This is a genomic window from uncultured Actinomyces sp. (assembly GCF_963526355.1).
Lineage (GTDB): Bacteria > Actinomycetota > Actinomycetes > Actinomycetales > Actinomycetaceae > Actinomyces.
This window is the reverse complement of sequence record NZ_CAUROW010000006.1, coordinates 51,866-74,054: the sequence shown is the minus strand read 5'-3', so window position 1 is coordinate 74,054 and position 22,189 is coordinate 51,866. Positions and strand designations below refer to the sequence as shown.

21 protein-coding genes are annotated in these 22,189 nt (G+C 69.1%); 18 read left to right on the top strand and 3 right to left on the bottom strand.

The features are described 5' to 3' along the window. Positions 1 to 61: 61 nt before the first annotated feature. The gene (locus RWR81_RS03280; RefSeq protein ID WP_314454366.1) at positions 62 to 859 is read right to left on the bottom strand and encodes a DeoR/GlpR family DNA-binding transcription regulator; all 798 of its coding nucleotides are present in this window, start codon (positions 857 to 859) and stop codon (positions 62 to 64) included. A 318-nt stretch (positions 860 to 1,177) separates the two neighbouring features. Between RWR81_RS03280 and RWR81_RS03275 the strand changes: the two genes are divergently transcribed. The 16 genes from RWR81_RS03275 to RWR81_RS03200 all read left to right on the top strand — a co-directional run bounded on the left by RWR81_RS03275 (position 1,178) and on the right by RWR81_RS03200 (position 17,557). Beyond that, complete coding sequence (locus RWR81_RS03275; protein ID WP_314454333.1) at positions 1,178 to 1,852, top strand: 2'-5' RNA ligase family protein; 675 nt, start codon at positions 1,178 to 1,180, stop codon at positions 1,850 to 1,852. Then, positions 1,849 to 2,871, top strand: coding sequence for a YihY/virulence factor BrkB family protein (locus RWR81_RS03270; protein ID WP_314454331.1), 1,023 nt, complete (start codon positions 1,849 to 1,851; stop codon positions 2,869 to 2,871). Before RWR81_RS03275 ends, RWR81_RS03270 begins: the two co-directional genes overlap by 4 nt. A gap of 66 nt (positions 2,872 to 2,937) precedes the next feature. Further along, entirely contained in the window at positions 2,938 to 4,179 is a 1,242-nt protein-coding gene (locus tag RWR81_RS03265) for a mannose-1-phosphate guanylyltransferase (protein ID WP_314454329.1), read from the top strand. A gap of 231 nt (positions 4,180 to 4,410) precedes the next feature. Then, on the top strand, positions 4,411 to 5,511 hold the full coding sequence (locus RWR81_RS03260) for a BMP family ABC transporter substrate-binding protein (protein WP_314454326.1): 1,101 nt from the start codon (positions 4,411 to 4,413) through the stop codon (positions 5,509 to 5,511). A gap of 56 nt (positions 5,512 to 5,567) precedes the next feature. Next, positions 5,568 to 7,097 carry an ABC transporter ATP-binding protein gene (locus RWR81_RS03255; protein WP_314454322.1) on the top strand — a complete coding sequence of 510 codons (1,530 nt, stop codon included), beginning with the start codon at positions 5,568 to 5,570 and terminating at the stop codon, positions 7,095 to 7,097. Beyond that, entirely contained in the window at positions 7,094 to 8,401 is a 1,308-nt protein-coding gene (locus RWR81_RS03250; RefSeq protein ID WP_314454319.1) for an ABC transporter permease, read from the top strand. Before RWR81_RS03255 ends, RWR81_RS03250 begins: the two co-directional genes overlap by 4 nt. Before the next feature lie 3 nt (positions 8,402 to 8,404). Continuing rightward, positions 8,405 to 9,703: an ABC transporter permease gene (locus RWR81_RS03245; protein ID WP_314454316.1), complete on the top strand. Its 1,299-nt coding sequence runs from the start codon at positions 8,405 to 8,407 to the stop codon at positions 9,701 to 9,703. Further along, entirely contained in the window at positions 9,700 to 10,134 is a 435-nt protein-coding gene (locus RWR81_RS03240) for a cytidine deaminase (protein ID WP_314454313.1), read from the top strand. Before RWR81_RS03245 ends, RWR81_RS03240 begins: the two co-directional genes overlap by 4 nt. Before the next feature lie 38 nt (positions 10,135 to 10,172). Then, positions 10,173 to 11,516: a thymidine phosphorylase gene (locus RWR81_RS03235; RefSeq protein WP_314454311.1), complete on the top strand. Its 1,344-nt coding sequence runs from the start codon at positions 10,173 to 10,175 to the stop codon at positions 11,514 to 11,516. Next, positions 11,513 to 12,361 (top strand): hypothetical protein, encoded by an 849-nt coding sequence (locus RWR81_RS03230; protein ID WP_314454309.1) that lies wholly within the window; start codon positions 11,513 to 11,515, stop codon positions 12,359 to 12,361. The genes RWR81_RS03235 and RWR81_RS03230 overlap by 4 nt, the downstream gene beginning before the upstream one ends. After that, entirely contained in the window at positions 12,361 to 12,591 is a 231-nt protein-coding gene (locus tag RWR81_RS03225) for a hypothetical protein (RefSeq protein WP_314454307.1), read from the top strand. Before RWR81_RS03230 ends, RWR81_RS03225 begins: the two co-directional genes overlap by 1 nt. A 48-nt stretch (positions 12,592 to 12,639) precedes the next feature. After that, a complete protein-coding gene (gene deoC / locus RWR81_RS03220; protein WP_314454297.1) occupies positions 12,640 to 13,293 on the top strand; it encodes a deoxyribose-phosphate aldolase in 654 nt (217 codons plus the stop codon). A gap of 358 nt (positions 13,294 to 13,651) precedes the next feature. Next, positions 13,652 to 14,848, top strand: coding sequence for a metal ABC transporter substrate-binding protein (locus RWR81_RS03215; protein ID WP_314454364.1), 1,197 nt, complete (start codon positions 13,652 to 13,654; stop codon positions 14,846 to 14,848). Beyond that, complete coding sequence (locus RWR81_RS03210) at positions 14,845 to 15,669, top strand: metal ABC transporter ATP-binding protein (RefSeq protein ID WP_314454294.1); 825 nt, start codon at positions 14,845 to 14,847, stop codon at positions 15,667 to 15,669. The genes RWR81_RS03215 and RWR81_RS03210 overlap by 4 nt, the downstream gene beginning before the upstream one ends. Then, on the top strand, positions 15,666 to 16,676 hold the full coding sequence (locus tag RWR81_RS03205; RefSeq protein ID WP_314454291.1) for a metal ABC transporter permease: 1,011 nt from the start codon (positions 15,666 to 15,668) through the stop codon (positions 16,674 to 16,676). The genes RWR81_RS03210 and RWR81_RS03205 overlap by 4 nt, the downstream gene beginning before the upstream one ends. Continuing rightward, complete coding sequence (locus RWR81_RS03200) at positions 16,673 to 17,557, top strand: metal ABC transporter permease (protein WP_314454288.1); 885 nt, start codon at positions 16,673 to 16,675, stop codon at positions 17,555 to 17,557. Before RWR81_RS03205 ends, RWR81_RS03200 begins: the two co-directional genes overlap by 4 nt. A 421-nt stretch (positions 17,558 to 17,978) precedes the next feature. Here the strand turns inward: RWR81_RS03200 and RWR81_RS03195 are convergent, their stop codons facing one another. Then, a complete protein-coding gene (locus RWR81_RS03195) occupies positions 17,979 to 19,727 on the bottom strand; it encodes a phospho-sugar mutase (RefSeq protein ID WP_314454285.1) in 1,749 nt (582 codons plus the stop codon). 553 nt (positions 19,728 to 20,280) lie between these two features. On the opposite strand from RWR81_RS03195, the gene RWR81_RS03185 reads away from it, so the two are divergent. Next, positions 20,281 to 21,036, top strand: a complete 756-nt coding sequence (locus tag RWR81_RS03185; RefSeq protein WP_314454283.1) for a TIGR00730 family Rossman fold protein — start codon at positions 20,281 to 20,283, stop codon at positions 21,034 to 21,036. 117 nt (positions 21,037 to 21,153) lie between these two features. Then, positions 21,154 to 21,321 carry a DUF3117 domain-containing protein gene (locus RWR81_RS03180; RefSeq protein WP_003782053.1) on the top strand — a complete coding sequence of 56 codons (168 nt, stop codon included), beginning with the start codon at positions 21,154 to 21,156 and terminating at the stop codon, positions 21,319 to 21,321. A gap of 173 nt (positions 21,322 to 21,494) precedes the next feature. Here the strand turns inward: RWR81_RS03180 and RWR81_RS03175 are convergent, their stop codons facing one another. Continuing rightward, positions 21,495 to 22,130 carry an O-methyltransferase gene (locus RWR81_RS03175; protein ID WP_314454280.1) on the bottom strand — a complete coding sequence of 212 codons (636 nt, stop codon included), beginning with the start codon at positions 22,128 to 22,130 and terminating at the stop codon, positions 21,495 to 21,497. Positions 22,131 to 22,189 lie beyond the last annotated feature (59 nt).

Genomic DNA, 22,189 nt, shown 5'->3' with positions numbered 1-22,189 from the left:
CTGTAGTGGGTTGTTCGAATGTGTTGAGCAGATGAGGGTCGGGGGCGGGAGGCGGCTGGGCTCAGGGGGCGATAGTCACACGTGTGCCGGCCTGCCGGAGGGTCTCGACGGTGCCGGCGTCGGGCTCGGTATCGGTCACCAGGACCCCGATGTCCCGGGTGGCGCAGAAGGACCGCAGCCCCAGGACGCCCCACTTGGAGGAGTCCAGTGTGGCCACGACCGTGCGCCCCGCGGCGACGAGCGCCTGGTTGGCGGAGGCCTCCAGCAGGTTGGGGGTCATGAGGCCGGCCTCGGGGGTGAATCCGTGGGCGCCCAGGAAGACCCATTCCACGCGCATCGTGCGCAGCGCGTCGATGGCCACCGGCCCCACCAGGGCGTTCGACGGCGTGCGCTCACCCCCGGTGATCACCACCGTGGGGGCATCGCGGTTCTCGGCGCGGGCGGCATCGGCGGCGTCGAAGAGCACCTGCGCGGCGGGCAGCGAGTTCGTGATGACGGTCAGGGTGGGGAAGTGCTCCAGCTCGGTCAGCGCCTGGGCGAGCGCCAGGGTGGTCGTACCGGCCGACAGCGCCAGGGAGTCCCCGGGGCGAACCATGTCGGCCGCGGCCTGGCCGATGCGTCGCTTGGCGTCCAGATTGAGGGTGGACTTGGCGGTGAAGCGCGGCTCGAGGGTGGTGGGGCCGGCGGCCACCGCGCCGCCGTGAACGCGCTCGACCAGTCCCTGGGCGACGAGCCCGGTGATGTCGCGGCGCACGGTCATCTCCGAGATCCCCAGCTCCTCGACGATGTCGGCTACGCGTATGCCGCCGGTGGCCGCGACCCGCTCCAGGATGTGCTCCTGACGCTGTCGGGCGAGCATGGGCGCCGGACGGGACGAGCCGACGGTGGAGGAGGCTGAGGGGCCGGGCTGCATGGGGCCAGTGTGCCAGACCTGGACGTCGAAAACACCATGTCCGCACGTTCTCGCACAGAGTCGCACAGATTGGGTGGTAGTAGTTCATATTTCATCCGCTCGGTCAGTCGTGGCAGACTTATCCCGTTTGTGCGACGCCCCCGGGCTGGGACGTGGGGGTGTGACGCGGTAGTGTGTCCAGGTGGTCCTCAGGACTTCCGCTCGTCCTGACGCACGACCATGTTTCGGTGTTTCAGTCGACCGTCCCGTAGGAGTTCAGGAGCCATGCAGATCCCCGCACCAGGCGCGTACCAGTGCGTCATCGGTGTGGCCATCGCCCTGCCCCCTCACTATGCCGCCCAGGTGCGGTCAGTGCGGGAGGCCGCCGGAGACCCGCTGGCCGAGGTCGTCCCGCCTCACATCACCCTGCTTCCCCCCACGGCTGTGGACATTGAGTCGCTGGATGACGTGATGCGTCACCTGCGTAGTGTGGCCGCCGGGACGCAGCCCTTCGATGTGCGTCTCGACGAGGTCGGCACCTTCCGGCCCGTCAGCCCGGTGGTCTACCTCGGACTGCGCAGCGGCGCCCAGGAGTGTGACCGTCTTCAGGAACGGGTCCGTGACCGCCGCGGGCCCCTGGCCAGGTCCTTGAGCTTCCCATTCCACCCGCACGTGACCCTGGCTCATGAGGTCGCCGACGACGGCCTCGACATCGCAGCGAGAAAGGGGGCGGGGCTGGCCATGGACTTCACCGTCACCAAGCTCCACCTCTACCGCCACCTCGGTGGTCGCTCCGGTCGTTGTGACCGGAGCGGCGGGTCCGATGCTGTGCGCGGCTGGGAGGTGGCCGCCGTCTTCGCCTTCGGGGGCTCACTCGTATCTGGTGTCTCCGAGGTCTCCGTCGGGACTGAGATGCCCGCCGCGCCGGCGTCCCCGACGACTCCCGTGGTGTCGATGTGATCGACCGCGCCAAAGCCTTGCTGGCTGCTGTGCGGCGCACGCGGGTGGGGCGGGCCCTGGTCCGTTACGGCACGGCTCGCGGAGCGCTCATGGCCGGGGGGATCGCCTACACCGGCCTGTTCTCGATCTTCGCGGTGCTCGTCATCGGGATGAACCTGCTCATGGCGATGCTCGGCAACCGCCCCACCTTCCGCGCCGCTGTCGTCGACTCGGTCAACTCCCTGCTGCCCGGCGTCATCGACTCCGGCAAAGGTCAGGGGCTGGTCTCCGTGAGCCAGCTGTCCCTCAGCTCGGCGCTCAACCTGGGCTCCGTGGTGGCGGCCGGGGCGCTCGTCTACTCGGTCATCAGTCTCATGGGAACCCTCAAGATCGCGCTGCGCGCCATGTTCGGCCTGGTCAACCCCGTGATGCGGCCGGTGCTGGGGCAGCTGGCGAATATCGCCGGATTCTTCGTCATCGTGGCCGGGGTGCTGGTGACCGCCGTCGCCTCAGTGGCGACGACGACGCTGTCGGGCCATGTGGGACGAGCCCTCGGCCTGCCGGAGTCACTGACCGGGACCGGAACGTGGCTGGCGACGCTCCTGGTCTCCTTCATCATCGACGCCGGCATCCTGGCGCTCCTGGTCTCCATGTGCGGCATCCGCCCGCCTTGGCGCGATCTGGCACTGGGCTGCATGCTGGGCGCCCTTGCACTCGGTGTACTGCGCCAGGTGGGCACCGGTGCGGTCGGCTCGGTGGCGCGCAACCCGGTCCTGGCCTCCTTCGCCGCCATCGCCGTCCTCGTCCTGTGGCTGCACCTGACCAGCCGCATCGTCCTGCTCATGGCGGCCTGGATAGCCAACCCGCCGCTGCCCCGCGACGTCGACCACCCCGACGAGGTCCACGACAGCGAGCGCCCCAACTATGTGACGCTCTCCGTACCCGAGACCCTGGCCTGGCCCCGCCAGTCCATCACCGGCAGCCTCGAGGCGGACCCGACGGCGCACCCCAACTACGTTCCTCCGGTGCCGATCCCCTGAGCCGGAGTGAGGCGGAGGCGGGGCCGACGTGACGAACAGGCCCTGCCGGGACGGTAGCCTGTTCCGGTGACTGACACTCCTGGTAACCCCGGCGGCTCCACTCAGGCCGCGCATCCCAGCGGCTCGAGTCCCTCCGCCGGCTCGGCCCCGGCTATCCACGCCATCATCCCCGCCGGGGGCGCGGGCACCCGGCTGTGGCCGCTCAGCCGGCGCAGGCGTCCCAAGTTCCTCCTCGACCTCACCGGGGCCGGCCGCAGCCTCCTGCAGGACACCGTTGCGCGCTTGGCTCCCCTGGCCGCGACGACGACGGTGGTCACAGGCGCCGCCCATATCGCCGTCGTGGCCGACCAGCTCCCGCAGGTCCCACGCGACAACCTCCTGGCCGAGCCCTCCCCGCGCGACTCCATGGCGGCCATCGGCCTGGCCGCCGCCGTCATCGCCCGCCGTCACGGGCGAGGCGCCGTCGTCGGCTCCTTCGCCGCCGACCACACGGTGGCCGACCGAACCGCCTTCGCCGATGCCGTGCGCCAGGCCGCCCTCCTGGCCGAGCAGGGCTGGGTGGTCACCATCGGGATCGAGGCCACTGGCCCCTCAACTGCCTTCGGCTACATCCACGCCGGGGACCCCACTGACATGCCCGGCGCTCCCGATGGGCGTAGGGTCCTGGGCTTCACCGAAAAGCCCGACGCCGACACCGCCGCCGCCTACCTGGCCACCGGCGACTACCGCTGGAACGCCGGAATGTTCGTGGTCCGCGCCGGCGTGCTCCTGGACCACCTGGCCGAGCTCAGGCCCCAGCTGGCGGCCGGCATCGAGGACATCGCCGCGGCCTGGGACACCCCCGAGCGCGAGGAGGTCCTGGCCGAGCGCTGGCCGGCCCTGGAGAAGATCGCCATCGACCACGCCATCGCCGAACCAGTGGCCGCCGCAGGGGGAGTGGCCACCGTGCCGGTCTCCATGGGGTGGAATGACGTCGGCGGCTTCGACGCTCTCATCGGGCTCGTCGCCCCTCGCAACGAGGGGCCGGCGACCGGAGCCGGGGTGCTCGACAATATCAATGGTGCTGATGGCGCTGAAGCCGTTGACGGCTCAGCTCCCGAGGCCCCTCGGGCCGACGTCCGGGCGATCGGCTCCGACGGCGCCCTCATCGCCTCCACGTCCGGACGCACGGTGGTGCTGCTGGGCATGCCGGGCGCCGTCGTCATCGACACGCCTGACGCTCTCCTGGTCACCACGTCCGAGCACGCCCAAGACGTCAAGGGCGTCGTTGACGCCCTGAGTGGCGCTGGGCGCGAGGACCTGCTTTAGCGTCCTCGCCGGTCCGGGAGCCACAGGTCCGAGGCTTCCGAGGCCTCTGAAGGGCCCGATGCCGGGAGAAGGGATCCTCCCGGTGTCGCGCCCGATGCGGAGAAACTGAGGTGGTCGCGGGCCGCCCTGGTGGATCTTTTGGTGCTAAAAAGGTATTTAAATCACATATTTTCGCCTATCCTTGGAAACCGGACGTGCAACTTGCCGCACGCGAGAACCACGGAGGTTTCCATGAAGAAGGCCTGCTCCGCGATGATGCTCGGTGCGACCCTGGTCCTGGTCCTGACCTCCTGCGGGACGCCGCCGACGCAGCGGCCCACCCGCAACCTGGAGGAGGACAAGGACTTCACCGCCTGCATGCTCTCCGACGAGGGCGGCTTCGACGACCACTCCTTCAACGAGTCCGGCAAGAAGGGCCTGGACCGGGTCGGTAAGGAGCTGGGAGTCAAGACCATCGCCGTGCAGTCGGAGAGCTCTGCCGACTACGCCACCAACATCTACGCGCTCATCCAGCAGAACTGCAAGCTCGTCATCGGTGTCGGCTTCAACATCGCCGCGGACCTGACCGAGTCCGCCAAGGCCAATCCCGACATCCAGTTCGCCCTCATCGACGCCTCCTTCATCGACGCCGACGGGCAGCCCGCCTCCCTGCCCAACGCTAAACCGCTGCTGTTCAAGACGGCCGAGGCCGCCTACCTGGCCGGCTACGCCGCCGCCGGCACCTCTCAGACCGGGGTGGTGGGCACCTATGGCGGCAAACCGCTGCCCACCGTCCAGATCTTCATGGACGGCTTCGCCAAGGGCGTGGCCAGGTACAACGAGGACACCGGAGCCGCCGTCCAGGTCAAGGGCTGGGACACCACCACCGGCAAGGGCGGGTCCTTCGTCGGCAACTTCTCCGACGCCGCCAAGGGCCAGGCCATCACCGAGCAGTTCATCTCCCAGGGCGCCGACATCGTCATGCCCGTGGCCGGCCCCGTCGGTCAGGGGACGCTGTCCACCGTCAAGCAGAGGAACGCCGCCGGCGGCGCCAACTCCGTCATCTGGGTCGACTCCGACGGCTACACCTCCACTGGTGACGGCTCCATCATCATGACCTCGGTAGTCAAGGAGATCGGCAACTCGGTGTTCGACACCGTCAAGGACGCCTCTGAGGGCAGGTTCTCCGCCGATCCCTACATCGGCACCCTCAAGAACCAGGGGGTGACCGTCGCCCCCTTCCACGACTTCGACTCCAGCGTGCCCGAATCGGTCAAGGCGCGGATTGAGGAGCTGCGCACCCAGATCAGTGACGGAACCCTTGACGTCTCGACCCCCTATGACCCCTCCTGAGCGCCCCCTAGGGCCTTGTTCCAGAGCCTCCACCGCCACCCGGAAGCGAGCCTGTTGTGAAGCTTGAGCTGCGCGGGATCACGAAGGCCTTCGGGCCGCTCGTGGCCAACGACCGCATCGACCTGACCGTCGAGCCCGGCCAGATCCACGCCCTCCTGGGCGAGAACGGCGCGGGCAAGTCCACACTCATGAACGTCCTCTACGGCCTCTACCAGCCCGACGCGGGCAGGATCCTCATCGACGACGAGCCCGTGACCTTCTCCGGGCCGGGCGACGCCGTGGCCGCCGGCATCGGCATGGTCCACCAGCACTTCATGCTCGTGCCCGTCTTCACCGTGGCCGAGTCCGTCACCCTGGGCTACGAGCCAGTCGGGCCGATGGGGATCATCGACGCCGGCGCCGCCGCGGCCAAGGTCACCGAGATCTCCCGCCGCTTCGGCTTCGACGTCGACCCCAACGCCCTCATCGAGGACCTGCCCGTCGGCGTCCAGCAGCGCGTGGAGATCATCAAGGCTCTGGCCAGAGACGCCAAGGTCCTCATCCTCGACGAGCCCACCGCCGTACTCACCCCGCAGGAGACCGACGAGCTCATCACCATCATGCGCGAGCTCAAGGCCGCCGGCACCTCGATCGTCTTCATCACCCACAAACTGCGCGAGATCCGCGAGGTCGCTGACACCATCACCGTCATCCGGCGCGGCCGAGTCGTCGGCGCAGCCGAGCCCACCGCCTCGGCTGCCGAGCTAGCCGGCCTCATGGTCGGCCACGACGTCTCCCTCACCGTGGACAAGCCCCCGGCCGAGGCCGGCCATGAGGCCCTGACCCTGAGCGGCGTCAGCATCATCGAGGACGGCACCGTCCTGCTCGACGACGTCGACCTGCACGTGCGCGCCGGCGAAATCCTCGCCATCGCGGGAGTCCAGGGCAACGGGCAGACCGAGCTGAGCGAGGTGATCCTCGGGCTGCGCCCGCCCACCGCCGGCGCCATCTCCTTCGACGGCCACGACGTCACCCGCCACGGGGTACGCCGTAGGCTGCGCTCCGGGCTCGGCTTCGTCCCCGAGGACCGCTCCACCGACGGCATGGTCGCCGAGCTCTCCGTCGCCGAGAACATGGTCCTGGACCGCTACGACGATCCCGCCCTGGGGCGGGGACCATCGCTGTCGCCGGCCCGCGTGCGCGAGGCGGCCCACCGGATGCGTGAGGAGTTCGACGTGCGCGTCACCGACGTCGACGACGCCATCTCGACCCTCTCGGGCGGCAACCAGCAGAAGGCCATCCTCGCCCGCGAGCTCTCCCGGCCCCTCAAGGTCCTCGTCGCCTCGCAGCCCACCCGTGGCCTGGACGTGGGCTCCATCGAGTTCGTCCACCAGCGCCTCGTCGCCGAGCGCGACACCGGCACCGCCGTCCTCATCATCTCCTCCGAGCTCGACGAGATCTACGCCCTGGCCGACCGGATCGCCGTCATGTACCGCGGACGGATCATCGGCACCGTCCCCGCAGACACCGCCCGCGACGCCCTGGGCCTCATGATGGCCGGCACTCCCGCCGAGCAGGCCCTCGACCCTCAGGAGCAGCCACGATGAGTACTCCCACCACCGGCTCCAGCACCGAACCGACACCGAGGAGCCACTCCGAGGACTGTCCCGAGCGCAGCCCCGGCGGCCAGTCGGCTCTGCTGCGGCAGGTCGCCTCCTCACCTGCCGTCGTCGGGCTGCTCGCGATCCTGACCGCCCTGTTCCTCAGCTCGATCCTCATCCTCGCGGCCGACGCCGAGGTGCGCTACACGGCCGGCTACCTCCTCAACCGCCCCGGTGACTTCCTCCACGCCGCCGGATCCACGCTGAGCGAGGCCTACAGCTCGCTGTTGCGCGGCTCGGTCCTGGACTGGCGGGCCACCACGGGCGTGCGCATGATCCGCCCCATCACCGACACCCTGACGAATGCCACCCCGCTCATCATCGCCGGGCTCGGTATGGCAGTGGCCTTCCGGGCGGGCCTGTTCAACATCGGCGGCCAGGGGCAGATGATCCTCGGGGCGATCACGGCCTGCTACGTGGGTATCGCCTGGAACCTGCCGCCAGTGGCCCACCTGCTCGTGGCCGTCGTCGGGGCTGCCCTGGGAGGCCTGGTCTGGGGCGGCATCGCCGGCGTCCTCAAGGCCCGTACCGGAGCCAACGAGGTCATCGTGACGATCATGCTCAACTCGATCGCCGCTCACCTGCTGTCACAGGTGCTCAGCCTCAAGACCTTCAACGGGGAGGGGGAGACCGGCAACCGCAAGTCGCTGGCCGTGGTCGAGACCGCCCAGTACCCCTCGCTGGCCGGTTCCTCCTTCCGCCTCCACGCCGGTTTCCTCCTGGCCCTGCTGGTCGCCGCGGCGGTGTGGTGGCTCATGGAGCGCTCCCGCCTCGGCTTCCAGCTGCGGGCCACCGGTCTGAACGCCGACGCCGCCCGAACCGCCGGCATGAGCGTGCCCTGGGTGACGAGCCTGGTCATGATGATCTCCGGTGCCCTGTGCGGGCTGGCCGCCAGCGCGCCGGTCCTGGGAACCCAGAAGAGCATGGACGAGTCCGTTGTGGGAACCATCGGCTTCGACGCCATCACGGTGGCTCTGCTGGGGCGCTCCCGGCCCGTGGGCACTGTCCTGGCCGGGCTGCTCTTCGGCGCCCTGCGCGCCGGCGGTACCGCCATGCAGGCGGCCCCGGGCACCCACATCAAGATCGTCCTGGTCCTGCAGTCCACGATCGTGCTGTTCATCGCCGCGCCGCCTCTGGTCCGGGCCGTCTTCCGGCTCCCGGAGCGCGGGAGTCGCCGCGGTGGCGCCGATCCGTCCTCCGCCTCTGTCCCGGCCGCAGTTCCGGCCACTGCCACCGTGAAGGAGGCCTGAGTCATGGCAGCACCATCCGAGTCAACCGCTTCAGCCGGGTCAACCACCGCTGCTTCGACCGCTCCCACCCCCGCGGCCGTCGAGCCCATGAACCTCAAGATCCCGCTCACCGGCGTTGTGGTGCTCCTCCTCCAGGGGCTCATGGCACTGAGCGCCCGCGGCACGACCACCTTCGGCCTCACCGCCTCCTCCGACATCTTCCGCCTCGGTGACCCCGCGCTCAACGCGCGCCTGGTCATCCTCGCCGCTGCCGCCATCATCGCCGCGGCCACGGCCGTCGCCTTCAACAGTGTTCGGCGTCGCAACAGGATCCCGGCCTGGGTCGCTGTCCTCATCGGCGTCGGATTCGTCATCGCCTTCCTGTCCTGGGTCGGCGCCGGACGCAACGGTGTCATCCCCCTGGTGACCATCCTGTCCTCCGCACTGGGGCTGAGCGTCCCGCTCGTCTACGGCTCGCTCGCCGGGATCATCGGGGAGCGCTCGGGCACCATCAACATCGCCATTGAGGGCCAGCTCCTGGGCGGGGCCTTCCTGGGCTCCGTCGTCGCCTCGGCCTGCTCCAGCCCGTGGGCGGGGCTCGTGACCGCGCCCTTGGCCGGAGTCCTCGTAGCTCTCCTACTGGCCCTGTTCGGACTGCGCTACCGGGTCAACCAGATCGTCGTCGGCGTCGTCCTCAACGTCCTGGTCTCGGGCCTCACCGGCTTCCTGTTCTCCACCTTCCTGTCCTCCAGCCCCAGCCTCAACCAGGCACTGCGTCTGCCAGCGCTGGCGGTGCCCCTCCTGTCGCGGATCCCGGTCATCGGACCGGTCCTCTTCCGCCAGACAGTGCTCGTCTACCTCATGTACGCCGCCGTGGCGATCCTGTCCTACATGCTCTTCCGCTCCCGCTGGGGGCTGCGGCTACGGGCCTGCGGCGAGCATCCCAAGGCCGCCGACACCGTCGGCATCAAGGTGATGCGCACCCGCGTGGCCAACCTCGCCCTGGCCGGGGCACTGGCGGGGCTGGGCGGCGCCTTCTTCACCATCGGCTCGGGCCTGTCCTTCGACAACGACATGACCGCCGGCAACGGCTATATCGCACTGGCCGCCATGATTCTGGGCGCCTGGCGGCCCCTGGGCTCCCTGGGGGCGGCCCTGCTCTTCGGCTTCGCCACCTCCGTGGCCCAGACCCTGCCGGTCATCGGCAGCTCGGTCTCACCCGACATCATCTCCATGATCCCCTACATCGTCACGATCCTGGCGGTGGCCGGATTCGTGGGCAAGGTGCGCGCCCCCGCCGCCGAGGGGGTGCCCTACCCGTGAGCAGCATCGCGCCCACCGATCTGACCGACGCCCACTGGCAGGCCCTGCACGAGCTCGCCGTGGAGGCCATGACCCACGCCTACGCCCCCTACTCCCGCTTCAAGGTCGGTGCCGCCGCCCTGGTCGACGACGGCCGACTCGTCTCGGGATGCAACGTGGAGAACGCCGGCTACGGCGTCACCCTGTGCGCCGAGTGCGGGCTCGTCTCCGAGCTCATCCGTACCGGAGGAGGGCGCCTGGTCGCCTTCGCCTGCGTGGACGCCCACGGCCGGGCCTGTGCGCCGTGCGGGCGCTGCCGCCAGCTCCTGAGCGAGCACGCCGCCGACGATATGGTGCTGGCCATGCCCTCGGGGATGATGAGCATCGACGAGGTCCTGCCCGACCGCTTCTCCGCCGACGACGTCGAGCGCGTCGTCGGCCCGCAGAGCTAGGGCCGGCTGACCAGCAGCCACAGATGGAGGAGAGTCCCGTGACCGTTCCCGCCACGCCCGCCGTCGAGCCCTTCGACGCCGTCGACGTCATCGCCGCCAAGCGCGACGGCGCCGCTCTGACCGACGCCCAGATCGACTGGGTCGTGGAGGCCTACACCCGCGGCGCCGTCGCCGAGGAGCAGATGAGCGCCCTGGCCATGGCCATCTACCTGCGCGGCATGAGCCGGGCCGAGATCACCCGCTGGACCGACGCCATGATCGCCTCCGGGGAGCGCATGGACTTCTCGGGTCTGACCCGCCCCACGGCGGACAAGCACTCCACCGGGGGAGTGGGCGACAAGATCACCCTGCCGCTGGCGCCGCTCGTGGCCGTCTTCGGCGTGAGCGTCCCCCAGCTGTCCGGACGCGGACTGGGGCACACCGGCGGGACCCTGGACAAGATGGAGTCCATCCCCGGCTGGCGGGCCGACCTCACGGGCGAGGAGATCCTGGCGATGCTCGATGCCGACGGCCCCGGCGCCGTCATATGCGCCGCCGGGGCGGGCCTGGCCCCCGCCGACAAGCGCCTCTACGCCCTGCGCGACACCACCGCCACCGTCTCCTGCGTCCCCCTCATCGCCTCCTCGATCATGTCCAAGAAGATCGCCGAGGGGACCGGCGCCCTCGTCCTGGACGTCAAGGTCGGCTCGGGCGCCTTCATGAAGGAGATCGACCAGGCCCGCGAGCTCGCCTCCACCATGGTGGCCCTGGGCACCGATGCCGGCGTGACCACCCGCGCGCTGCTCACCGACATGTCCACCCCGCTCGGGCTCACCGCCGGTAACGCCCTCGAGGTCGCCGAGTCCCTCGAGGTGCTCGCCGGCGGGGGACCGGATGACGTCGTCGACCTCACCGTGGCCCTGGCCCTGGAGATGTGCGCCGCCGCCGGCAGACCCGTCGAGGAGGACCAGGCCCGAGCCGCCCTGGCCGACGGACGCGCCATGGACGTCTGGCGCGACATGGTCTCCCGCCAGGCAGGTGACCCGGACGCCCCCCTGCCCCTCGCCCCGGAGACCGAGACCGTCACCGCCCCGGCCGACGGGGTCCTCACCACCCTGGACGCCCTCGCCGTCGGGGTGGCCGCCTGGCGCCTCGGGGCCGGGCGGGCCCGCAAGGAGGACCCGGTCCAGGCCGTCGCCGGCGTCACCATGCACGCCAAACCGGGCGACGAGGTGCGCGCCGGCCAACCACTGCTCACCCTGCACACCGCCTCGCCTGCGCGCTTCACCCGCGCCCGGGAGGCGCTCGCCGGCGGCATCGTCATCTCCCAGGCCGGATCGCCGGAGGCGGCCGACGCCGTGGCCCGCCGTGAGCGAGGCGTCGTCCTGGAGCGCATCGGATGACCACACCCCGGCAGGTGGAGCCTGCCATCGTCGCCCGCGCCGTCAACTCCCGGCTGCGGGTAGGCCGCCTCACCCAGGCGGGCCAGGCCATCACCCTGACCCAGACCGACGCCACCACCTGCGGGCCCACCTGCCTCCTGGCCGCCCGCCTGCTCCTGGAACCCGGCGAGCGCGCAGCGGTGACGGACGACCTCGCCCAGGAGATGACCGCCTCGCAGCCCGGCCGGGAGGGCAAGCACTTGGCCTCCCTCCTGTCCCGCCACCAGCTGCGGATCCAGCGGGCCATGAATGTCCGCGGCCTGGGGATCCTGCCCTGGCCGAAGGCGCTCGGATCCACCCCCTGGTCCGTGGCCCGGCAGATGACTGAGGTCGCGAGCACCTGCACCCCGGGCGGCGGGCGCCGTCGTTACACGGTGAGGTGGGTGAGCGACCACGGCCCCGCCTGGGGCAGTGAGGTCGCCTCGATCCGTGAGGCGCTGGCAGGCGGGCTCCCGGTCATCCTGGTCACTGGCGGTCCGCTCGTCCTCGACGACGACGCCGAGGGCGAGCCCACTGCGAGGGCGAGGCTGCGTGCGTCCCTGGCGCGCACCCCGGCCGTGCCCCGCCACTACGTCCTGGCCCTGCCCTGGCGGACCATCGGGCAGGACGACCCCGGTGAGGGGAGTGCGCACATCTATGAGCCCTCCAGCGGCTCCGTGCGCCCCCTCGACCTGACCGCCCCACGCGATCCGCGCCGACCCGGCCCCCGCGAGCTCGGCAACTGGCCCCGCGTCCTCGCCGTCATCGCGCCCGAGAGGTTGAGAACCAGACACGCTGATCTACGTTCCGGTGAGGGTGGTGCCTGATGACGACTGCTGGCCATGATGTGGATCCCCGGGATGCTCAGCGAGCCCTGGCGATCATGATCCTCGCTGTCGGAGTACTCGGGGCGGTGACGATCCTGTCGGTTCCCTTCGCCATCGGCCTGTACGGTCTGCGCGGATTATGGATCCCGGCGGTTCTCCTCATCCCGCTCGCCCTGCAGGGGTGGGGGCTTGGTGTTCTCCGCCGGGTCGAGTCATCTTTGCCCAGATGAAACCGGTCGGGCCATGATGTCGTGATAGCCCACCAGGAAGGACCCCACATGACCACGCGCGCCCGGATCGCCCGCCTCATCGACCACACCCTCCTCAAGCCCGAGGCAACCGCCGCCCAGGTAAATGCGCTCATCGCCGAGGCCGCGGACCTGGGCACCTACAGCGTGTGCGTCTCCCCGAGCCTCCTGCCGCTGGAGGTTCCCGACGACCTGCACGTGGCTACCGTCTGCGGCTTCCCCTCCGGCGCCCACGCCACCGCCGTCAAGGCTGCTGAGGCCGCAGACGCCCTGGCTAAGGGGGCCGAGGAGATCGACATGGTTGTCAACCTCCGCCTCGTCAAGGAAGGAGACGTCGACGCCGTCGAGGCCGATATTCGCGGCGTGCGCGAGGCCTGCCCGGGCGCCGTCCTCAAGGTCATCATCGAGTCCGCCGCCCTCACCGACGGTGAGATCGTCTCCACCTGCCGCGCCGCCGAGGCCGCCGGAGCCGACTTCGTCAAGACCTCCACCGGCTTCCACCCCGCCGGCGGAGCCTCCGCCCACGCCGTCGCCCTCATGCGCAGCGCCGTGGGAGACCGTCTCGGCGTCAAGGCCTCCGGCGGTATCCGCACCGCCGCCGACGCCCTGGCCATGGTCGAGGCCGGTGCCAACCGCCTGGGCCTGTCCGCCTCCGCCACCGTCCTTGATGGCTTGAGCGGCTGAGGCGTCCGTGTCCCACTGAGTCCCGCCGACGGACCCGACATCGCTGTCGGGCCCGCGCTCGCACGTGTCGGTGACCGCGTCAGTAGGTGCGGGGCGGCCGGAGGTGACAAGGTCGGGCTTGTCCTGCGTTCTGGTCCCGGTTGGGGACGTACTTTCCGCGTGGAGACCGTGTTCTGTTGAAGATGGCTGGGGGCAGTCGTCTTGGATGGAAGTACGTCCCCAGCACGAAACGCAGGTCCCATCCGTCCTCATCGCGGCCTCGTCACCCACGTGACGCGATCTCCGAGAAGGATCGCCTCGATTTGCAAAGTTTCGGGTACCCGAAACTATACTCGGTGCCATGAGAACCATCCCCACTATGAGTCGCCGCAGCGTCGCGGCGCTCGCCTGCCTCGCTCTGTCCCTTCCGGCCCTGGCGGCCTGCGGTCGTAGCACGACATCCGCCGACGCTCCGGGAACGGTCAAGGCGGTCGCCTCCACCACCCAGATCTGCGACTACATCACCCAGCTCGCCACAGGAGAGGTCGGAGAGGATGCCTCCAGCGACCTCTCCTTCGAGCGCACCGGCGCGGACGGCAAGACCCAGCACTTCGGCGCCGACGCCGCCAAGGCCACGTCCCACCTCAAGCTCACCTGCCTGCTGGCCCCCAACGCCTCGGCGCATGAGCACGACATGACCACGCCCCAGTCCAAGGCCCTGTCCGAGGCGGACCTCTTCTTCGTCTCCGGCGTCGACCTGGAGCACTTCCTCGACTCCGCCGTCGACTCCACCGGCTTCAAGGGCACCATGGTGGTGACCTCCGGCGTTCTTGGGGCCGCCGACGTCGATGATTTGAAGGCCCAGCAGAAGAAGGAGGAATCCAAGCCCTACAAGGTCGATCGGGGCAGCACCAAGGTCGAGGTCGCCACGTGGCCCTTCCCCCCGGAGGAGGGTGAGAACGAGCCGGAGTTCCGCTTCGACCCGCACGTGTGGACCTCGCCGAAGAATGCCATCGTCCAGGTCACCAACATCGGTGCTGCCCTCGAGAAGGCCGCACCCGACCACGCCGGCGTCTTCCACAGCCACGTGGACGCCTACGTGGCCAAGCTCAACTCGCTCGACCAGTGGGCTGCCACATCGCTCGACTCGGTGCCCCAGGACAAGCGGGTCCTGTTCACCAGCCACGACGCCTTCGGTTACTTCAGCAACGAGTTCGGCGTGAAGTTCGAGGGCGCCGCCCTGTCCGACTTCAACGCCCAGCAGGACGCCACTGCGGACAAGATCCGTCAGACCGCCGACAAGGTCAAGGCCTCCGGCGCCGTGGCCATCTTCGCCGAGAACTCCAACAACCCCAAGTCCGTCCAGAAGGTCGCCGAGGTCGCCGGAGTCAAGGCGGTCATTGGTGACGAGGCCCTCTACGGAGACTCCCTGGGCACCCCCGGATCCGACGGCGAGACCTACATCGGATCCATCCTCCACAACGTCTCCAACCTCACCAAGGCATGGGGCGGCACGGTCACCGAGATCCCCGCGGACCTGGCCCAGTGGACCCCCAAGGCGTCGGACGTCAAATGACTCCATTGCGTGATCGCACCCCAACTCGGGCCGGCTCCTCATCCGGGGAGCCGGACGAACCGGTCGTCGTCCTTGAGAACGCCTCCTTCTCCTACGGTGCCTCCACAGTGCTCACCGGTGTCAACGGCCAGGTCCCGGCCGGACGGGCCCTGGCGCTCGTCGGACCCAACGGCTCAGGGAAGACCACCCTCATGCGTGCCCTGCTCGGCATGGTCAGTGTCAGTGCCGGGAGGGTGCGGGTCAATGGGGCGGCACCGGGGCGCGCACCGCGGGGGTCGGTCGCATACGTGCCTCAGGTCAGTGATCTCGACCCCACCTTTCCCGTCACCGTGCGGGAGGTGGTCCAGATGGGCATGTACTCCCAGCTCGGTCTCCTGCGGCGTCCCGGTGCCCAGACCCGTCGTCGAGCGCTTGAGGCCCTTGAGAGCGTCGGGCTGGCCGACCGCGCCGACAAGCGCTTCGGCACCTTGTCCGGCGGCCAGCAGCAGCGAGTCCTCGTGGCCCGCTGCGTGGCCGCCCGACCCCGCCTCATCCTCCTCGACGAGCCCTTCAACGGTCTGGACCAGCCCAACCGCGAGGCGCTGCTGTCCATCATCGCCGACCTCAAGGAGCAGGGCATCTCCCTGATCATCTCCACCCACGACCTCGTCCTGGCCCAGGAGACCTGCGAGCAGGCCGCCCTCCTGGCCGGACGGCAGATCGCTTTCGGCCCGCGCGACGAGGTCCTCGTGGCCCGCTACATCGACGAGGCCTACGGCGGTCACGGCACCACCCGACTGCTGGGCCTGCGCTCCGAGGCCGAGGTGGGGGAGTCATCGTGAGTGGCTTCATGACGCTCTTCAGTCAGGCCCTCGAGCAGTTGCGCCTGGCGGCCGTCAACGTCCCGGGCATCACGCCCCTTGCTGACGCCCCTTTCCTCTTCCGCCCCCTGGTGATGGTGGTGCTCCTGGGCATCGTCGCCGGCGTCATTGGCGTCATCATCAACCTGCGCAGTGCCGAGTTCAGTGCTGAGGCCATGGTTCACGCCGTCTTCCCGGGGATCGTCGCCGGTGCCGTCTACTGGGGGATTGACTCGATCATCCCGGCCGCCTCCGTCGTCGCCATCGTCGCGGCGCTGGTCCTGACGGTCGTCTCCCACCGCTCACACCGCAACGAGGCGTCCGAGGCCGGAACCGCCGTCGTTCTCACCAGCTTCTTCTCCATCGGGCTCATCCTGTCCCTGGCCAAGGGTGACATGTCCGGACAGCTCGAGGCCCTCATGTTCGGCCGCCTCCTGGAGGTGACCGACCAGCGTCTCGCTCAGGCCTTCATCGTGTGCGCCATCGCGCTCCTGCTCATCATGGCGACCTGGAAGGAGCAGATCGCCTACGCCTTCGACCGCGCCGGGGCCCGCGCCTCGGGCCTGCGTCTCCTCGTGCTCGACCTGGTCCTCAACACCGCTATCGCGGCTGCCGTCGTCTCGGCGTCGACGGCGGTGGGAACCCTCCTCGTCATCGGCTACCTCGTGATTCCTGGAGCCACCGGCCGGATCCTCGCCTCCCGGGTGCGCTCCATGGTCGCGGTCGCGGTCGCCGTCGGCGTGGGCGGCGGATATCTCGGCATGCTGCTCATGGCCATGCCGGAGACCCTGGATCGGCCGGTCTCCCCGCAGGCCGGCGTAGCCCTGGTGATGACAGGAATCCTCTTCCTCGTTGTGGGCGCCGTCGGCCTGCGCGAGCGGATCGGCAGGATGCGCCGGAGGGCCGGGAACGGGACGACGACGCTCAGCACGGCGCAGAGCCTCGAGACGACGTCGAAGGACATGGTTTCACAGGGGGAGCAGGCATGAACGTCGGGCTCGATATCCTCCTCCTGCCCATCATCGAGGTCGGCCTCATGGGGCTGCTCGCCGGACTCGTGGGCGCGATCGCCCTCGTCCACCGGCGGATCTTCTTCACCGAGTCACTCACGCACGCCACCTTCCCAGGTGCGATCGTCGGCGTCGTCGTTGCCGCCTGGTTCTCGCAAGCGGTCCTCGGTCGGCGTGCCGACTTCAACCTTCTGTCCACCCTGGTGCTGGTAGGGGCCGCCCTCATGTGCATGCCGATGATCTGGCTCATGCGGCGCCTTTCCCAGGTTCCTGGGGTGTCGTCTCAGTCGGCCGCCGGCGTCGTCCTCACCTTCGGCTTCGCCCTGGGCTACTTCCTCAACAAGTGGTTCTCCCCGTTACCCCTCAAGGTTGACTCCTTCTTGGCCGGATCCGTGCTCAACGTCGGCCGTGTGGACGTCGTCGCCGTTGGTGTCGTCCTGGTGCTGACAGTGCTCGTGCTCCTGGTTGCCGGGCGGTTCCTCACCTTCTACAGCTTCGACCCACTGGGCTACCGCGCCAGCGGCCTGCACCCCGCCTGGGCTGAGGCCACCGTCATGCTCATGATCACCTTGACCATCGTCATGCTGGTACCGGCTGTCGGCACAATCCTGCCCATCGCCCTCATCGCCGCGCCTGCGGCTGCACTGGCTCCCTGGACTCGCACGATGCGTCAGCTGCTACTGACGGCGCCCGTCCTTGGGGCGGTAACGTCCCTTGCTGGTCTGTGGGGCGCCGTGCGGCTGAACCTGTCGGCGGGCGGAGTCATTGCGGTAGCCTCCGGGGCGGTTTATCTGGTCTCAGCCGTGGTCCACTGGGGCGCGATGAGCAGAGTTCGAACGCGGCTCCCGTTCCGGCGCTGAACTCGCCGAATCCGTGCGCTCCGCCGGCGCCGGTGCGAAGACCGTGGTGAGGGCATTGTGCGTGCGGTGCCGTGTCACCGGCTTGTCCCGGTGTTGAGCCGCCGTGCCGCTGGGGGGCGCCTGCCGGGGCGCCGACGCTCTCACTGGTGACGAGCATGCGGCGGATCTCCCGGCGTCCCTGGGTGCTGTAGTGAGCCGGTCGACGTGGTGAAGGGGGATGTCGGCCCGGGTGCTGATGGCGGTCCAGGACGACAGGGACTCCACCCGGCCGGAGAACCGGAGACTTTGAGGCGCCCTCACTCCCACGCCGCCCACCCCCTGGGACTCGCCCCTCTCTTCGACCAGGCCCCACCACCCCTCTCGCAAGACCCCTCCAACAAGGAGGAACCGGAGAACGGCGTAAGAGCCCGGAGGACCCGGCTCAGGCCATGATCCCCAAGATGCCGCGCAGATCCTCCTTGATGGCCTTCAGGCGCTCAGCGGCCGCCGCGCGCACCTCGGCCACCGGTGTGTCGCCGACCGGCAGGATCACCTCGCAATAGCACTTGAGCTTCGGCTCGGTCCCGGAAGGGCGCACGACCACACGGTCGTCCGAGGCTGTCACCCACACCAGACCGTTCGTGGGAGGCAGCGCACCGCCATTTCCGTCCGAGACGCCGTCGAGCAGGTCCACCGTCGTGGTCACCGGGGAGCCGGCGAGCTTGGCCGGAGCCCCGCCTGAGCGCAGGCGCTCCATGGTCGCGGTGATGATGCCGAGGTCCTCGACCCTCATGCTCAACGGGCTTGTGGCGTGCAGGCCGTGCTCGCGGGCCAGCCGGTCGAGCAGGTCCTGCAGCGTCCGTCCCTGCTGCTTGAGTACGGAGGTCAGTACCGCCAGCCTCGCCGAGGCCGAGATGCCGTCCTTGTCCCGCACCGCGGCGGGATCCACGCAGTACCCCAGTGCCTCCTCGTAGCCGAAGACCAGGCTCGGCTCCCGGCTGATCCACTTGAAGCCCGTCAAGGTACGTCGGAACCCGAGTCCGTGGGACTGGGCGATCCGGCGCAGCAGCCGGGAGGAGACCACCGAGCAGGCCAGGACCCCGTTGCCGGCGAAAGCCGCCAGCTCGGCGGCCTGCTCGCCCAGGAGCGCACCGACCTCATCTCCGGTCAGCTGACGCCAACCACCGGGGGCATCCGCGTCCGGGATCGCGGCGGAGCAGCGATCGGCATCGGGGTCGTTGGCGATCACCAGGTCCGCCTCGACCTCGCGCGCCTTGTCCAGTGCCAGGTCCAGAGCCCCGGGCTCCTCCGGGTTGGGGAAGGCGACCGTCGGGAAGTCCGGGTCTGGCTCGAACTGCTCAGTCACCTCGACGACGTCGGTGAAGCCGACCTGGGCAAGCACCTCCCGGCAGATGGTCCCGCCTACGCCGTGCATCGCCGTCAGCACGATCCTCACCGGGGCCGGGGCCTTCATCCGCACCGCCTGAGCGGCCCGCTCGATGTACTCCTCGCGGATGGCCGGGTCGACGGTCTCCCAGCCCGATTGCGGGCGCGGTACCGAGGCGATCGGTCCGACGGCATCGATAGCCGCAGAGATCTGTGCGTCATAGGGGGGAACGATCTGGGCTCCCTGGCCCGAGTCGGTCACGGCCCGTCCCCCCAGGTAGACCTTGTAGCCGTTGTCCTGGGGAGGGTTGTGCGATGCGGTCACCATGACGCCGGCGTCGGCCTCCAGACGCCGTAGCGCGAAGGCGAGCACCGGGGTGGGGCAGTGCGACTCGAAGAGGATGGCCCGCCCGCCCGCACCCGTGACCACTGCCGCTGTGTCTCGTGCGAACTGCTCGGAGTTGTGACGGGCGTCGTAACCAATGACGACGCTGAACCCCTCCCCAAGACGGTCCTTGAGATAGGTCGAAAGGCCTGCAGCCGCCCGAATGACGACGACCCGATTCATCCGGTTGGGGCCACCGCCCAGGCGACCGCGCAAACCTGCAGTACCGAAGGCGAGCGTGGCGCTGAAGGCGTCGCTGATGGCTGCACGCGCCTCCTCGGCCTGTTTGCCATGAGCGCCGGCAGCGGTCAGGAGCTCGGTGAGCTCGGCGCGGGTAACGGGATCCGGATCGTCCTGGATCCAGGCGTTCACGGCAGCGTCGTCGTACACGTCTACAGGGTCTCGAGGGTCTCGGGTCATATCTGCGACGGTACCGCGATAAAAGTACTGAAAGTGCTCACAATGACTCTCCTCACGGGTGTTTCCAAACACAAGGACAATCCAGTCACGATAACCGTGGAGCGCACATGGAATAAGCTAACTTGAATTAAATGTGAAATATGATTCGAGACTGTTTTCGAAATGTAAGACATCCGATGAATGTGGGCGACATGAGGTCGACGTGAAAAGTGCCTGGTTGGGGCGTCCCGCCTCCAGTGTCCTCGGATAATGACTTCCTCATCCACCTCATGCGCGCCCGAGGGGGCAGGGATCGGCCCCAAGTGCGGATGGACCGACGTCGCCGGCTTCTCTGCGGCGGGGGTCCCCGCAGTCAACCTCGGCCCCGGCGACCCGATGCTCTGCCACACCGACGACGAGCCCCGTCCCGTTGACCAGAACGACGCCGTTACCTCTCTGCCCTGCGGGGCTGGCCGGCCTGAGCCGGTCATCGCGTCCACCCGCATTCACCGCGTGTCGCTCCCGATTCGGTCGGTGCTTCTCCGCGTTGGCTGATTTAGGGAATCATGGCCGCATGAGTACACGTGAGTTCTACCGCAAAGGGCCAGTGGTGCTGCGCGGCACCCAGATCCCCACCCAGACCACCGACGCCCGGTTGCTGAGCAGCGCCGCCGACGCCGACTGGCTCCATGCTGACCCGTGGCGGGTCATGCGCATTCAGGCCGAGTTCGTTGAGGGCTTCGGCGCCCTGGCCGAGTTGGGGCCGGCCGTCAGCGTCTTCGGCTCGGCTCGTACCAAGCCCCAGGACCCTACCTACCAGGTGGCGGTGGACGTCGGTGCCGGGCTGGCCCGCGCCGGCTACGCCGTCATCACCGGCGGTGGTCCGGGCATGATGGAGGCCGCCAATCGCGGCTGCCACGAGGCCGGCGGAATCTCGGTGGGCCTCGGCATCGAGCTGCCCCACGAGCAGGGCATGAACGACTATGTCGACCTCGGGATCAACTTCCGTTACTTCTTCGCCCGCAAGACCATGTTCGTCAAGTACTCCGACGGCTTCGTCGTCATGCCCGGCGGCATGGGGACCCTGGACGAGCTCTTCGAGGCCCTCACCCTGGTTCAGACCCAGAAGATCTCCTCCTTCCCCATCGCGCTGGTGGACAGCGGCTACTGGGACGGGCTGCTTGAATGGGTGCGCACCACCATGATCGAGCGCGGGATGATCTCCGCCTCCGACCCCGACCTGCTTCACGTCATCGACGGCGCCGAGGAGGCGGTGGACTACGTGGTGGATGCCGCCCGCCGGCTGCGCAATGGGCGCGGAGACGGGTGAAGAGGCGGGTGAGTCGTGTCGTGGCGGACGTATCCTCGAATGTTGCACCTTGAATGTCGTAGAATATGACAGGTCGCGCGGCGATGTGTCCGCGCAGCACTGACGAAAGGTGAGCACATGGCTGCCATGAAGCCCCGGACCGGAGACGGCCCTCTCGAAGTCGTCAAGGAAGGCCGCGCCATCATCATGCGGGTTCCGCTTGAAGGCGGCGGTCGACTCGTCCTCGAGATCACGGCCGACGAGGTCAAGGAGCTTGGAGAAGCCCTGGCCAACGCCAAGATCTGATCGATCCAAGACGGCCCGGGTCATGGGCCGGTCCCGTGTGGGGCTCGGTGTCGAGGAACCGAGGACCGGGTCATCCAGCCCACCGAAGAGAGGGTCGGACCCGCATTGGGTTCGACCCTTCTTCCTTCCCTCATTCGTTCTGTCTCGGTCCTGTCGCGTCTGACGGCTCGCTATCAGGTCTGGCGAACGGAGATGAGCAGCCCGTCCCCGACGGGAAGCAGCGTCGTCAGCAGCGCTTTGGAGGCGCGCAGCGCCTTGCCGAGCTCGCGGGCGGCCACTGTGGTGACGTCGCGGCGAGCCGGATCGGCTACGTGGTCGTTCCACAGGGCTCGAGTGACGGCCAGGACCCCGCCGGGGCGCAGCATCCGCAAGGCGTTGGAGGCCAGGAGAATCGCCTCCTCCGGAGCGACGTCCAGCACCACCATGTCATAGGAGCGGGCCGCCATCCGAGGCATGACGTCGGAGGCCCGCCCCTGGATGATGCGGGTGCGCGACGAGGGATAGCCGGCTCCGTCGAAGGCGCGCCGGGCCTCGCGCTGGAGCTCGGGCTCGACGTCGATCGTGGTGAGGACCCCGTCGGAGCCCATTCCGCCCAACAGCCACAGGCCTGAGACTCCGGTGCCGGTACCCACCTCGGCCACCGACTTGGCCCCTACCGAGGCGGCAAGCATCCGCAGTGCCGCGCCGGTCCCCGAGGACACTGGCGTGATGCCGAGCTCAAGCCCACGTATGCGGGCCTGGGCTGTGGCCTCGTCCTCCGCGGTGAAGTCCTCCGTGTAGGACCAGCTCAGCGTCTTGTCCGCACTCACAGTGAGCCTTTCTTCTGCTGCTGGGCGCCAGGTGCGTCCCTTGCGCAACATTGTTCCAG